General features: G+C 61.1%; 13 protein-coding genes. 5 read left to right on the top strand and 8 right to left on the bottom strand.

What is annotated here, in order from left to right:
• Positions 1-87 precede the first annotated feature (87 nt).
• Positions 88-1,050 carry a dihydrodipicolinate synthase family protein gene (locus tag JJQ51_RS14505; protein ID WP_113329489.1) on the top strand — a complete coding sequence of 321 codons (963 nt, stop codon included), beginning with the start codon at positions 88-90 and terminating at the stop codon, positions 1,048-1,050.
• 91 nt (positions 1,051-1,141) lie between these two features.
• Here JJQ51_RS14505 and JJQ51_RS14500 read toward each other — a convergent pair whose 3' ends face one another.
• Positions 1,142-2,179: an Ldh family oxidoreductase gene (locus tag JJQ51_RS14500; RefSeq protein ID WP_152093105.1), complete on the bottom strand. Its 1,038-nt coding sequence runs from the start codon at positions 2,177-2,179 to the stop codon at positions 1,142-1,144.
• A gap of 301 nt (positions 2,180-2,480) precedes the next feature.
• Between JJQ51_RS14500 and JJQ51_RS14495 the strand changes: the two genes are divergently transcribed.
• The 3 genes from JJQ51_RS14495 (at position 2,481) to lhpI (ending at position 5,653) form a co-directional block, all read left to right on the top strand.
• Positions 2,481-2,639 (top strand): hypothetical protein, encoded by a 159-nt coding sequence (locus tag JJQ51_RS14495; protein WP_156090750.1) that lies wholly within the window; start codon positions 2,481-2,483, stop codon positions 2,637-2,639.
• Positions 2,639-3,883, top strand: a complete 1,245-nt coding sequence (locus tag JJQ51_RS14490; RefSeq protein ID WP_152093104.1) for an NAD(P)/FAD-dependent oxidoreductase — start codon at positions 2,639-2,641, stop codon at positions 3,881-3,883. Before JJQ51_RS14495 ends, JJQ51_RS14490 begins: the two co-directional genes overlap by 1 nt.
• Positions 3,884-3,955: 72 nt before the next feature.
• Complete coding sequence (gene lhpI, locus JJQ51_RS14485) at positions 3,956-5,653, top strand: cis-3-hydroxy-L-proline dehydratase (RefSeq protein WP_269244840.1); 1,698 nt, start codon at positions 3,956-3,958, stop codon at positions 5,651-5,653.
• A 46-nt stretch (positions 5,654-5,699) separates the two neighbouring features.
• Here lhpI and JJQ51_RS14480 read toward each other — a convergent pair whose 3' ends face one another.
• From JJQ51_RS14480 to JJQ51_RS14460, 5 genes are all read right to left on the bottom strand, one after another.
• Positions 5,700-6,461: an SDR family NAD(P)-dependent oxidoreductase gene (locus JJQ51_RS14480; RefSeq protein WP_113329486.1), complete on the bottom strand. Its 762-nt coding sequence runs from the start codon at positions 6,459-6,461 to the stop codon at positions 5,700-5,702.
• Between the two features lie 13 nt (positions 6,462-6,474).
• Positions 6,475-7,287, bottom strand: a complete 813-nt coding sequence (locus JJQ51_RS14475; RefSeq protein ID WP_113329485.1) for an ABC transporter permease — start codon at positions 7,285-7,287, stop codon at positions 6,475-6,477.
• Positions 7,287-8,153, bottom strand: a complete 867-nt coding sequence (locus JJQ51_RS14470; protein WP_269244839.1) for an ABC transporter permease — start codon at positions 8,151-8,153, stop codon at positions 7,287-7,289. The genes JJQ51_RS14475 and JJQ51_RS14470 overlap by 1 nt, the downstream gene beginning before the upstream one ends.
• A gap of 86 nt (positions 8,154-8,239) precedes the next feature.
• The gene (locus JJQ51_RS14465) at positions 8,240-9,403 is read right to left on the bottom strand and encodes a polyamine ABC transporter substrate-binding protein (protein ID WP_113350732.1); all 1,164 of its coding nucleotides are present in this window, start codon (positions 9,401-9,403) and stop codon (positions 8,240-8,242) included.
• Between the two features lie 22 nt (positions 9,404-9,425).
• Positions 9,426-10,517 carry an ABC transporter ATP-binding protein gene (locus JJQ51_RS14460; RefSeq protein ID WP_113350733.1) on the bottom strand — a complete coding sequence of 364 codons (1,092 nt, stop codon included), beginning with the start codon at positions 10,515-10,517 and terminating at the stop codon, positions 9,426-9,428.
• 187 nt (positions 10,518-10,704) lie between these two features.
• Between JJQ51_RS14460 and JJQ51_RS14455 the strand changes: the two genes are divergently transcribed.
• Positions 10,705-11,517, top strand: coding sequence for a helix-turn-helix transcriptional regulator (locus JJQ51_RS14455; RefSeq protein WP_113350734.1), 813 nt, complete (start codon positions 10,705-10,707; stop codon positions 11,515-11,517).
• A gap of 13 nt (positions 11,518-11,530) precedes the next feature.
• On the opposite strand, the gene JJQ51_RS14450 is transcribed toward JJQ51_RS14455, so the two are convergent.
• Together JJQ51_RS14450 and JJQ51_RS14445 are read right to left on the bottom strand one after the other, a co-directional pair.
• Positions 11,531-11,809, bottom strand: a complete 279-nt coding sequence (locus JJQ51_RS14450) for a hypothetical protein (RefSeq protein WP_113350735.1) — start codon at positions 11,807-11,809, stop codon at positions 11,531-11,533.
• The gene (locus tag JJQ51_RS14445) at positions 11,809-12,606 is read right to left on the bottom strand and encodes a DUF899 domain-containing protein (RefSeq protein WP_113350736.1); all 798 of its coding nucleotides are present in this window, start codon (positions 12,604-12,606) and stop codon (positions 11,809-11,811) included. The genes JJQ51_RS14450 and JJQ51_RS14445 overlap by 1 nt, the downstream gene beginning before the upstream one ends.
• Positions 12,607-12,676 lie beyond the last annotated feature (70 nt).

Genomic DNA, 12,676 nt, shown 5'->3' with positions numbered 1-12,676 from the left:
ATATCAATGCTGCGAAAACGGTGAGGCGCGGTGGCGGATGCAGCTGGGCTGATAGCCGATCCACCCCCGGCCCAAGAGGATAGAAAGATGAAGTCCAGCATTTTCTCCGGGGTGATCCCGGCCTTGATGACTCCGTGCAAAGCCGATCGCAGTCCCGATTTCGATGCGTTGGTGCGCAAGGGCAAGCAGTTGATCGCCGAGGGCATGTCGGCTGTGGTCTATTGCGGCTCGATGGGCGATTGGCCGCTTCTGACCGATGCGCAACGCATGGAGGGCGTCGATCGGCTGACCAAAGCGGGCGTACCCGTCATCGTCGGCACCGGCGCCGTCAATACGGCATCGGCCGTAGCCCACGCTACCCATGCCCAGAAGGTCGGTGCCAAGGGGCTGATGGTCATCCCCCGCGTGCTGTCGCGCGGCTCAGTGATCGCCGCCCAGAAGGCGCATTTCAAAGCGATCCTGTCGGCCGCCCCCGATCTTCCGGCCGTCATCTACAACAGCCCCTACTATGGTTTTGCAACGCGCGCCGATCTCTTCTTCGCGCTACGCGCTGAACATGCCAATCTCGTCGGCTTCAAGGAGTTCGGCGGCCCGGCCGATATGCGCTATGCCGCCGAAAACATCACCAGCCGCGACGATGACGTATCGCTGATGATCGGTGTTGACACGGCGGTCTTCCACGGCTTCGTCAATTGCGGTGCAACCGGCGCCATTACCGGCATCGGCAACGTGTTGCCGAGGGAAGTCGTTCATCTCTGCAACCTTGCCCAGGCGGCCGCCAAGGGCGACGTCGATGCGCGCCAGCGCGCGCTCGAGCTGGAGCAGGCGCTTGCCGTTCTGTCTTCTTTCGATGAAGGTCCGGATCTGGTTCTCTTCTTCAAGCATATGATGGTGCTGAAGGGAGACAAGGAATATGAGCTGCATTTCAACGAAAGCGACATCTTGAACGATAGCCAGCGCGGCTATGTCGAAGCGCAGTTCAAGCTGTTCAACAGCTGGTATGCGGAATGGAGCAAGCTTCCGGGTGCCGTGGAAAAGTACAAGGCCTGAGGCGGTCGCAAGCTTAAACCCAAACATGAGAGGCCCGAATGGGCCTCTTTTTGTTACCTTACGTTGGCTTTCACTTACATTTCGATATTGCTCAAGCTACGGCGTCTAGGCCGAGTTTCTCAAGGCGATCGAGTTGCCGGATTTCCTCTGCTGTCAGCGGGATACCGTCCTTTTCCGCGCGAGCGCGGGCGGCAAAGCGGCGTTGCGACGGCAGGCGCGCGCCTTGGCCGACAATCGCTTCGAACAGCACTTCCGCACGGGCGAGCGGATTTCCAGGTCGACCAGCAGCGAAGGCCTCCGGCGAGAAGGCGACGATGAGTTCGCCGTGCCGCGGTGCGAAGGCCGTGGAGCCGAGATAATCGAGCGCTTCGCGGCTGGTGAAGTCGCCGATCATGATGCCGGCCAGAAGCTCGATCATCGTGCCGATCGCCGACCCCTTATGCCCCCCGAACGGCAGCATTGCGCCGGCCAGTGCCGCTTCCGGATCCGTGGTCGGCTGGCCCTCGGCATCGATCGCCCAGCCCTCGGGGAGGGGCTTGCCGGCGCGCCGATGCAGTTCGATCTCGCCGCGGGCGGCAACCGAAGTCGCGAAGTCGAAGACGTAAGGCGGATTATCGAGGCGCGGCCAGCCGAAGGCGAAGGGATTGGTTCCGAGGAGCGGCGCTGTGCCTCCGGCGGGTGCCACCGTGGAATAGCTCGGACACATGGCAAAGGCGGCAAGGCCTCGATCCGTCAGGGCTTCCACCTCCGGCCAGAGCGCTGCGAAATGCGTGCAGTCGTTGATGGCGAGTGCGGCAATGCCGAAGCGGCGAGCCCGTTCGGCAAGCACAGGCATGCCGAGCTCGAAAGCAGCATTGGAAAAGCCGCTCTTGGCGTCCACCCGCACGATGGCGGAATCCTCACGCTTTTCCAGCAGCGGCACCGCATCCGGCCGCGCCTTGCCGGCCTTGACCGCACGCAACACGCCTTCGATGCGGTAGATGCCGTGCGACTTGCAGGCGTCACGTTCACCGGCGACGATCACCCGCGCGATTGCACCGGCCTGCTGCGCATTGATGCCGGCTATTAAAAGGATCGCTTCGACACGGCCTCGCAGCGCATCAGGCGTCAGGGTGATCACGTCAGTCAATTTCGGTTCTCCCATATTATGCTCGCTTGCATCATAGACTTGAAAATTATAAATACAAAAAGAATACAAAAAATCGACATGCTATGCCGTCGCGCTTTTCGGCTTCAGCTAAGGAAGGCCAGTGAATTGCCGTCACCCGCAAATATCTGGTCGCTGCAGCCGAAGAAATGACGGTAAAACGGATCCGCACCGGCGTTGCCGAGACGTTCTTGATCCTTCCGACAAGAACGCTTGCCATGGCGCCGGAACATATGTTGTCTGATGACGTAATATCCGCGCTTGATCCCGCATCGGAGGAGGGATGACCATGATCTGCCTAACGCTTGGACCAGCGCCTGCTCGCGATGTCTCCGATCGCGTTGCCTCTTTCCACCGGAGCGTCATGACCGAGATCGGCAAGTCCGAACAGATTTTCGGCGCGCCGCAGTATCAGCAGAAATCTCTAGCGAGCGTGCGTTGATGGCAAAACCGGACGTTATCGTCATCGGGGCCGGCGTCATAGGCCTATCCGCCGCGATTGCGGCTCAGTCGCGCGGTTTGAGCGTCGTTGTCGTCGACCGCGAGGGGCCGGCCGCCGGCGCTTCGGCCGGCAATGCCGGTGCCTTCGCCTTCACGGATATCCTGCCGCTGGCGTCCCCCGGCATCTTGAAAAAGGCGCCGAAATGGCTCCTCGATCCGCTGGGGCCGCTCTCGGTGCCGCCTGCCTATGCACTCAGGATCGCGCCCTGGATGTTTCGGTTCTGGCGTGCCTGCCAGCCCTCACGCGTGGCCCACTCCACGGCGGCGCAGACAAGCCTGATGGATCTTTCCAAGGCCGAACTTGAGCCTTTTCTCGCCGCGACGGAGACGCTCTCCATGCTGCGCAAGGAGGGTAATCTCCAGGTCTATGAAAGCGAGGCGGAATTTCGCGCTTCGCTGCAAGGCTGGGAGGTTCGCCGCAATCACGGCATCGAATTCCAGCATCTGAAGAAAGCCGACGAGATGGCGGCGATCCAGCCCGGGTTGGCGTCGCGCTTCATCCTCGGCACGTTTACGCCTGGATGGTATTCTATTGCCGATCCCAAGCTTTATACGCTGGCGCTGGCTAAGCATTTCCGCAGCCGCGGCGGCGTCATCGAGACATCGGAGATTTCGTCGCTTCGGGCGCTTCCGGTTGGGGTCGAGGTGGTGGCTGCGGATGGAAAGCTGCGCCAGGCCGGCAAGGTCGTCCTGGCCGCCGGCGCCTTCTCGCATCGGATCGCCAAGACGCTCGGCGAGCACATACCGCTCGAAACCGAACGCGGCTACAACACGACGCTTCCGGCCGATGCCTTCGACCTGCGCACGCAGATCACCTTCGGCGGCCATGGCTTCGTCGTCAGCAAACTTTCGACCGGCATTCGTGTCGGCGGTGCGGTGGAGCTGGGCGGATTGGCCTTGCCGCCGAATTTTCGCCGTTCCGAAGCCATGCTGCAGAAGGCGCGCACTTTCCTGACCGGTCTCAAGCCGGAAGATGGCGTGCAATGGATGGGCTTCCGCCCATCGATGCCCGACAGCCTGCCTGCGATCGGCAGCGCCAAGGCGACGCCGGACGTGATCTATGCCTTCGGCCATGGTCATCTCGGTTTGACCCAATCGGCCGGCACGGCGCGTATTGTCGCCGACCTTTTGACACGGAAGGCACCGGCGATCGATCTGACGCCATTCTCGCCGCAACGCTTCTAATGCAAACAGACATGCCGATGTGGATTGTCACATCGGCGCTTACAATCCTCTCGCATATGGACCCACGATGAAATGAACGACACGGCATCGGCTCGCAGCATCCTGGGTGGCACGGCGGAGGGCCGCGTCATCGCCACGCAAGAGGCCCTCAGCTTCTGGGGTGGGGTCGATCCGGCCACCGGCAAGGTCATCGATATCCATCACCCGCTACATGGCGAATGTCTCACCGGCGCAATTCTGATGATGCCTTCGAGCCGTGGTTCCTGCAGCGGCTCCGGCGTGCTGCTCGATCTCGCGCTGACGGGCCGCGCGCCGGCTGCCCTGATCTTTTGCGAAGCCGAGGATGTGCTGACGCTCGGCGCACTTGTCGCCGCCGAAATGTTCGGCCGGCAGCTGCCTGTCGTGCGGCTCCATCCGGATGTATTTGTGCGCCTGGCGCAGGCAAAAACGGTCAAGGTCGAAACCGCTGCCGTCGTCGCAGATGGCGAGACCATGCCCCTTTTGCCACCTGCTATCTCCGGGCTTTCTTTAACAGAAGCCGACCGGTCCATGCTGGAGGGCGACGAAGGCGTTGCGGCTGCTCAGGCCATGCGCATATTGACTGCCATGGCGGCTCAGCAGGGTGCCACTTCCCTTATCGACGTGACGCAGGGCCATATCGATGGATGTATCTATGCAAGCCCGGCCAATCTGACCTTCGCCGAAAAAATGGCTGAGCTCGGCGGGCGTGTGCGGATACCTACCACCATGAACGCCATTTCGGTCGATCGCGCCAATTGGAGATCGCAGGGCGTGCCGGAGGATTTTGGCGATCCCGCCGCGCGGCTGGCGGATGCCTATGTGCGCATGGGCTGCCGCCCGACCTTCACCTGCTCTCCTTATTTGCTCGACGGCGCACCGGGCGCCGGGGAGGCCATCGGCTGGGCGGAGTCCAATGCCGTCATCTTCGCCAACAGCGTGCTGGGCGCGCGCACCGCCAAGCATCCCGATTTCCTCGATCTTTGTATTGCATTGACAGGTCGCGCGCCGCTTTCGGGCGTATATCTGGATGAAAATCGCAAGGCGACGCGTATCCTCGACGTTGAACTTTCAGAAGGTCGCGACGATGCTTTCTGGCCGCTCATCGGCTATCTTGCCGGAAAAGCGTCTCCCGATCGCATTCCGTTGCTGCGTGGTCTTGCCGCCGGACATCCGTCACGCGACGACCTGAAGGCGCTCTGCGCTGCCTTTGGCACGACGTCTGCTGCTCCCATGCTGCATGTCGATGGCGTGACGCCGGAGGCTGTCGATGCTCACGATCCGAATGCCGATCGCCTGACTATCACACGCGCCGACATGGCAGCCGCCTGGAAAATACTGAACGAGGGGCCGGAAGCCGTCGAGCTTGTCGCCATCGGCAGCCCGCATGCCTCGCTTGCCGAATGTCATATGCTCGCCGATGCCTTTGCCGGCCGACGCCGCTTGCCTGAGGTAATGGTCATCGTCACGGCAGGACGCGATGTCATCGCGGCTGCGGAGGTGGACGGGACACTGGCGCGGTTGCGCGGCAGCGGCGTGCAGGTTTTGCCCGACCTTTGCTGGTGCTCGATCTCCGAGCCGGTCTTTCCGCCCGGCACGCGTGCGGTCATGACCAATTCGGGCAAGTATGCGCATTACGGGCCGGGGCTCAGCGGACGCGCCGTGCGCTTTGGCAGCCTTGCCGATTGTGTTGAGGCGGCTGTCGTCGGGCGCGTTGCAGCGGGGTTGCCGGACTGGCTTTGGGAGGAATGACGGTGCACTGTTTCCACGCATCGGTGCGACGTTTTCTTCCGTAAGCCTAGACGACCGTTTCGCCGCCATCGACGACGAGGATTTGTCCTGTCATGTAGGAGGAGCGGTCGGAAACGAGGAACAGAATCGGTTCGGCGATTTCCGACACATCGGCCCATCGTCCAAGCGGCACTTTCTCGGCGATGTAATCTTCAATGGCGCTGCGTCCACCCATCTGCGTGATGAATGGCGCGTTGAACGGCGTGTCGACCCAGCCGGGGCAGAGCGCGTTGACGCGGATGCCGAAGCGGGCATAGTCGCCAGCCATCTGCCGGGTCATGGCGATGACCGCATGCTTGGAGGTGGTGTAGGCGATCATCTCGCGGTCATAAAGTACGCCTGATGATGACGAGGTGTTGAGAATGACACCCTTTCCGGCCTTCTTCATGACCGGCATGACAAAGCGTGAAGCCATGAAGTGCGCCCGCACATTCAGGTTCCAGGACGCGTCGAAACCGGAAACAGCGACCTCTTCCAGATTGCCTGCAACCTGAGCGCCTGCGTGATTGTGCAGGATGTCGATGCGGCCATGCCTCGCGGCGATCTTTGCGACGCCGGCCTCAAGCGCCTGATCGTCCATGACGTCGACGACCAGGCTTTCGGCGCTGCCACCCGCCCCGGTAATCTGGTTCACAGTTTCCTCGCCATTTGCCAAGTCGATATCGGCGACGATCACATGGGCGCCTTCGCGCGCCATGATCAGCGCGCCGGCGCGGCCGATGCCGGAGCCGGCTCCGGTGACGATTGCGACCCGATCCTTGAGTATCATGATGTTTCCCTGGTCAGTTTGTCGTTGTCTTTTCGCGCATCAGGAAACGCGCGATGAGAATGAGGAAGAGCGATGCGATCAGCACCATGGTCGCGATCGCGTTGATCTCCGGCGTGACGCCGCGGCGGATCGAGGCGAAGACATAGATCGGCAGCGTCGTGTTCGATCCTGCGACGAAGAAGGCGATGATGAAATCGTCGAAGGAGAAGGTGAAGGCGAGGAGGAAGCCGGCGAGGATCGACGGCATGATCTGCGGCAACACGATCTGCCGGAACGTGGTCAGCGGCGTGGCGTAGAGGTCGCTGGAGGCTTCAACGATGTCACGGCCAAGGCTTGCAATGCGCGCCTTCACGATCATCGTCACCAGCGCCATGGTGAAGAGGCCGTGTGCCGCGATAATCGAGCCATAGCCGAGCGCGAATCTCGGCGGCTGATCGCCAGGCCAGATGGCCGCGATCAATGGGTTGATGATACCGAAGACCTCGACGAGTGCCACCAGCGTCGCAATGCCGATGACGACACCAGGCACGACGATCGCGGCGGCAAAGAGCCCGTCGAAGACGGCGCGGGCACGAGGACCGAGCCGTTCCAGGCCGATTGCTGCCATCGTGCCGAAGACCGCGGCAAGTGCTGCACTGGTGAAGGCGATGATGAGGCTATTGCGCAGCGCTTCCATCAGGAAGGTATTGGACAGCGCCCGTCCGTACCATTGCGTCGAAAAGCCGGTGAATTCGCTGGCATTGCGGCCGGCGTTGAAGGAGAACAGGACGACGAGCGCGATGGGCGTATAGAGAAACAGGTAGACGAAAGTAACGAGTGCGCGCATCAGACGAGATCCACCTGGCGCGTACCGGCAACGCGCCAAGCAATGCGCATCGCGACTACCAACACGATGACGACGACGGCAACGAGCGTTACGGCGATCGCCGATCCGAACGGCCAGTTACGCGACTGAAGGAAGAGATCGACAAGCGCATTGCCGATGAAGAACACCTTGCCGCCGCCAAGCAGCTGAGGGATCAGATATTCGCCGAGCAACAGGATCGTCACCAGAGCGACGCCCGTCATGACGCCGGGCAGGGATAGCGGCAGCGTGATGCCGAAGAAGGTCGATATAGGCTTGGCGCCGAGATCGGCGGATGCCTCGAGCAGTCGGCGGTCGAGCTTTTCGAGGCTGACATAGATCGGCATGATCATCAGCGGCAGATAGCCATAGACGATGCCGAGCAGCACGGCTCCGGGCGTGTTGATGAGCCGGACATTCTCTATGCCCAGGAATTCCAGCAGATGCGGTATGCCGCGTGCGCCGAGCAGATACATCCAGGCGTATGTGCGCACGAGCAAGCTCGTCCAAAAGGGAACGACGACCAGTGAAACGAGCAGCAGGCGGCGTTGCGGGCTCGCCTTGACGGCCAGATAATAGGCGACCGGATAAGCAACGAGCAGGCAGGCAGCCGCACCAATCGGCGCAAGGATCAACGTATTGATGAAAGCTGCCGACCGCGAGCCAAGATTGGCGAATTGCGCGAAGGTGAAAGCTGCCTGATAGCCACCTTCGGGTGCACGCTCACCAAAGGCAAAGACGATGATGGCGATGAAGGGCAGCACCAGGAAGACGAACAGCCAGATGCTTGCCGGCCCGACGAGGGCAGCGGTGACGAGGCGCCGTTTGGTGGCTGGGTTAAGGGGCATCGAGAGGTTCTTTGTCCGCCGGTGCTGGGAAGGAAGCCGATCCCTTACCGCCGTCATGGTGCAGGGATCGGGTCGAAGAAAAACGATCAGGCCGACTTGAAGCGTGCCATCAGTTCGGCACGGCTCGGATCGGTGAGCGTCACGGCGGCACCGAATTCAAGCGGCGTCAGCGAGGCTTCATCCGGATAGACGATCTTGTTCGAGGTGATTTCCTTCGGCAGGAGCTCGATCACACGGCTGTCGGTGGTCGGCGCGCCATTGGCGATGTGCTCCTTCACCGCATTCTTCGGGTCCATCAGATAGTTGAGCAGGGCATAGCCTGCCGCCTTGTTGGGCGCATCTTTCGGGATCGCGTAATAGTCGGTCCAGATCTCGCCGCCATCCTTGCCGAGCACATATTCAAGCTCGGGCATGTCGCGGTTAAGCTGCGCGCCGTCATTGGTCCAGCACATGGTCAGCCACGCATCGGTCGAACGCATCGACGGCTGATAGTCGGAGTTGATGGCAAAGAGATGCGGCTTGACCTTGATCAGCAGCTCCTCGGCCTTGGCAAGCTCTTCCGGCTTGATCGAGTTGAAATCGTAGCCGAGGGAAACGAGCGCGCTGCCGATGGTGGTCAGCTGATAGTCGTGGACCATAGCGCGGCCGTCGGCCTCGGTCTGGGCGATCTCGAAGAAGTCCTTCCAGCTCGAAAGCTTGGTCTTTATCTTCTTGGTGTTGACCGAGAAGCCTGTCGTGCCCCAGTTCTTCGGCACGGCATAGGTCTTGCCGTCGATCTGTCCTTCCTTGGTAAAGCGCGGGCTTTCCGTTGCCTGGCTGAAGTTAGGGATCTTTGACAGATCGAGTTCCTCGATGAGGCCGAGTTTGTGATAGGTCGAAATCGTGTAGTTCGTCGGTACGTAAAGAGACCAGCCGGAGGCGCCTGCCTGCAGCTTTGCGAGCATTTCCTCGTTCGAGCCGAATACGTTGACCTCGACGGCAACGCCGGTTGCGGCCTTGAAATTCTCGAAGGTTGCAGGGTCGTGATAGTTCGGCCAGGTCGCGATCGACATCTGCGTGCCGAGTTCGCCGGCGGCATAGGCGGGTGTCGACAGCGCGCCAGGGACGCGCGACAGGACCGCCGTTGCAAGGCTGAGGCCGGTGATATTCAGAAAGTGACGACGGCTGATAGAGCCGCGCTTCAGGCGCATGAATTTGTCCATGAAGCCTTCGGCTGAAATCGGAAGGTTGTCTTTGTAATCCTTGCTCATGATGCTGTTCCCTTGTTTTGGCTTATGCATTCGATGCTGGAAAGACATGGAGGGCCGTGGGGTCGAAGCCGAGGAAGACCTCTTCGCCCGGCCCCACGAGATCGCTGTCGTTCATGCTGCGGCGATCCGACGTGATCAGGAAATCGCCGAGACCGGGGACGGTGACTGCGTATTCGGCTGACGAGCCCAGGAAGATGCGATGCGTCACCGTGCCCTTAAAGGACGTGCCGGATGTAGCCATGTCGCGGCTGAGATGGATTGCCTCCGGGCGCAGAGCCGCAATTGCCGCGCCCGGTGCGAGGCGCTTGCCGGACGAAAGTGCCGAACCATCCGCGAGGCGAAGCGTTTCGCCATCGGCTTCCATCGTCGCCTCGATGCGATTGGTCTTGCCGACGAAATCGGCGACGAAAAGATCGGCCGGGCGATCATAGACTTCCTGCGGCGTGCCAAGCTGGCGAATGCGCCCTGCGCTCATGACGCAGACGATATCGGCCATCGACAGCGCTTCCTCCTGATCGTGAGTGACGAGAACGAAGGTAATGCCGAGCTCGCGCTGCAGCGTCTGAAGCTCGATCTGCATGGCCGAGCGCAGTTTCTTGTCGAGGGCCGCCAGCGGCTCGTCGAGCAGGAGCACGGAGGGACGGTTGACGATGGCGCGCGCGAGCGCCACGCGCTGCTGCTGGCCGCCGGACATTTCATGGATGCGCCGCTTGGCGAAACCGCCGAGGCGAACCATCTCGAGCGCTTCGGCGACGCGCCGGTCGATTTCGGCACCGCCGATCTTCGGGCGCATCTGCTTCAGCCCATAGGCGACATTCTGGGCGACGTTGAAATGCGGAAACAGCGCGTAGTGCTGGAACACCATGTTGACCGGGCGCCGGTAGGCGGGCACGCCGTTCATCTCGCGTCCGTCGATCAGCACCGTGCCTTCGCTCGGCTGTTCAAAGCCGCCGATCATGCGCAGGCACGTCGTCTTGCCGCAGCCGGAAGGGCCGAGAAGCGCCAGGAATGCGCCTTTGGGCACATTGAGATTGATGTCCGTTACGGCGGTCACGGCGCCATAGCTCTTTGTGACCGAACGGAATTCGATATCGTTCGTTGAAGCGGATGCCACGTCTGTTCCCTGCGGTTGGTCGGCAGTCTTGATCTGCCTTATTGCCACCGTCGTTAAGGAAAGAGTAAGCCCGAGCTTCTCGCGAGGTATATACCCCGAAAGAGGTATTTTCGTGCCAAATGCTTCGTGGGAGGTGTATATAGGGATTGCGCTCAAATGCGCAGGGCGGCAGAGGGGGATCCGTCGCATGAGCACCGACCTTGAAGGGCTGTTTGCCGCCTTCAACGCCACGATCGGCCGATCGTCGATGACGGATGCCGAATTCGGAGAGACGTTCCGTCAGATGATGGCGGCGCTGGTGCGGTTCGATTACGTCGTCGTCTTCGCCTATCGCGGCAAGGAGCGGCCGATCGATCTCTACAGCACTTTCGATCCCGGGGAACATGTCGTCTTCGTCACGCTCTACCAGGCCGGTCCCTATCTGCTGGACCCCTTCTACCACACGGCGCGCAGCCGCCGCGAAGGCGTGCTCAGGATGCGGGAGCTGGCACCGGATCGCTTCTTTTCCAGCGAATACTACCGAACCTATTACGTTCAGACCGGCTTGGCCGAGGAAATCGGCTTCTTTGTCAATGCCGACGACGACATTACGATCGTCCTCTCATTGATGCGACGCGAGAGGACCGGGGTTTTTCCGCCTGCGGAATTTGCGACGCTGAAGAAGGTCGAGCCGCTGGTCGCAAACATGGTGCGATACTATTGGTCCGGCCTCGCCTCGCGCTTCGATGCGCAATTGGCGGCCGGCAGCAGGGGCCGGCGCAGGAAGGGTGAGAACGAGACCGTCCCGCCAGCGGAAGCCGTCTGGCGGGATCTCAATCTGACAAGCCGTGAGACTGCCATCGTCGAGCTCGTCTTGCAGGGGCACTCATCGGAATCGATCGGCCTGAAGCTCAATATTTCGACGGGTACAGTGAAGGTTCATCGCCGCAACGTCTACCGCAAGCTCGGCATTTCCTCTCAGACCCAGCTGCTTTCCCTCTACCTCAAGAATCTCGCCTAGTTCAGTCGAGGCTCTAGCCCAACAGACGCGCACCATTTCCATCTCTCGCAAGCAGCTTCAGCCAGGGACCGCAATGGAAGAGGGTCATGAGCAGATACATCGGCACCATCCCGCCGAGCATCGAACTGCCCTGTGTGGAACAGATCATGTCACCGGCTGAACCATAAGCGGATAGTACGGTCATCAGGGCGAAGCTCGGCGCGGCGGCCAAAGCCAGCAGCCGGCCGGCGATGAGGGGTAGGGTAGGGGCGGTGCGGCCGCCCCTCTCACCGATTTCGGACGAGACGGACATCAGTTTGCTCCATAGCGGTCATGGTGCCGCCACCACACGCCGGTCTCGTTGCGCCCGAGTGGCGCGCGGTCGAGCCACTGATACATGCCCCAGAGACCATCAAGGCCGCGGGCATAGGACGAATAGGTGTGATAGATCGCGCCATCTTGCATGGCGAAGGCGCTGACGCCAGGCCGGTCACGCGTGTAAGTCGCGATATCCGTCCCCGTCATTGACGCCATCAGTTCGACTGGGCCTTCGCTGCCGCGCAGCTCCCATTGCTGTATCGTCTTGCCTGCCTGGGCATCGAGCATTGGCGGCTCGCGGCGATAATTATATTCGATGCTGCCGCCGCTCTGTTCCTCCGGCGTGAACCAGACATTGAAATCATGGTTAAAATCGCTGTTGGCGGAAGAAGCCCAATCGAAGGTCCAGCCCATGCGTCGCTTGAACTCCTGCAGTTTCGCAAGCGGTGCGCGGGAAATGGCCGAGAAGGCGACATCGTGATTTTCGAGGTGAACTGCGATGCCGTTGAAGCCGTCAGCGATCGACGAGCAGGATGGGCAGCCGGCTGTATAGTCCGGCCCAAACATGAAATGATAGACGAGAAGCTGCGAGCGCCCCTTGAAGAGAACCGAGAGCGGAACGGCACCTTGGTCCGTCTCGAGCCGATAGTCCTTTTCCACCTTCACCCAAGGCAATTCCTGACGGCGGGCGGCGATCTCGTCACTGCGCCGCGTCAGCTCCTTTTCCTGCTCCAGCAGGGAAAGTCGTGCCGAAAGCCACTCTTTGCGTGTTCCAGTCGCATGCATCGTCATGGTTGATCTCCTCTTGTCAGCGACATCTGTCCTTGTCGGCGCTGCGTCTTGCCTGCCGATGTGCGATACC

It is taken from the genome of Rhizobium sp. AG207R, from assembly GCF_027109195.1.
Classification (GTDB): domain Bacteria; phylum Pseudomonadota; class Alphaproteobacteria; order Rhizobiales; family Rhizobiaceae; genus Rhizobium; species Rhizobium dioscoreae.
The sequence above is the reverse complement of the archived record's forward strand: the minus strand, read 5'-3'. Positions and strand labels throughout refer to the sequence as shown.

Bases quoted from the DNA above. Each gene is read 5' to 3' on its own strand.
- JJQ51_RS14470 (WP_269244839.1), bottom strand. From the start codon at position 8,153: ATGCCCCTTAACCCAGCCACCAAACGGCGCCTCGTCACCGCTGCCCTC.
- JJQ51_RS14480 (WP_113329486.1), bottom strand. From the start codon at position 6,461: ATGATACTCAAGGATCGGGTCGCAATCGTCACCGGAGCCGGCTCCGGC.
- JJQ51_RS14505 (WP_113329489.1), top strand. From the start codon at position 88: ATGAAGTCCAGCATTTTCTCCGGGGTGATCCCGGCCTTGATGACTCCG.
- JJQ51_RS14450 (WP_113350735.1), bottom strand. From the start codon at position 11,809: ATGTCCGTCTCGTCCGAAATCGGTGAGAGGGGCGGCCGCACCGCCCCT.
- JJQ51_RS14445 (WP_113350736.1), bottom strand. From the start codon at position 12,606: ATGACGATGCATGCGACTGGAACACGCAAAGAGTGGCTTTCGGCACGA.
- JJQ51_RS14455 (WP_113350734.1), top strand. From the start codon at position 10,705: ATGAGCACCGACCTTGAAGGGCTGTTTGCCGCCTTCAACGCCACGATC.
- JJQ51_RS14490 (WP_152093104.1), top strand. From the start codon at position 2,639: ATGGCAAAACCGGACGTTATCGTCATCGGGGCCGGCGTCATAGGCCTA.
- JJQ51_RS14465 (WP_113350732.1), bottom strand. From the start codon at position 9,403: ATGAGCAAGGATTACAAAGACAACCTTCCGATTTCAGCCGAAGGCTTC.
- lhpI (WP_269244840.1), top strand. From the start codon at position 3,956: ATGAACGACACGGCATCGGCTCGCAGCATCCTGGGTGGCACGGCGGAG.
- JJQ51_RS14475 (WP_113329485.1), bottom strand. From the start codon at position 7,287: ATGCGCGCACTCGTTACTTTCGTCTACCTGTTTCTCTATACGCCCATC.
- JJQ51_RS14495 (WP_156090750.1), top strand. From the start codon at position 2,481: ATGACCATGATCTGCCTAACGCTTGGACCAGCGCCTGCTCGCGATGTC.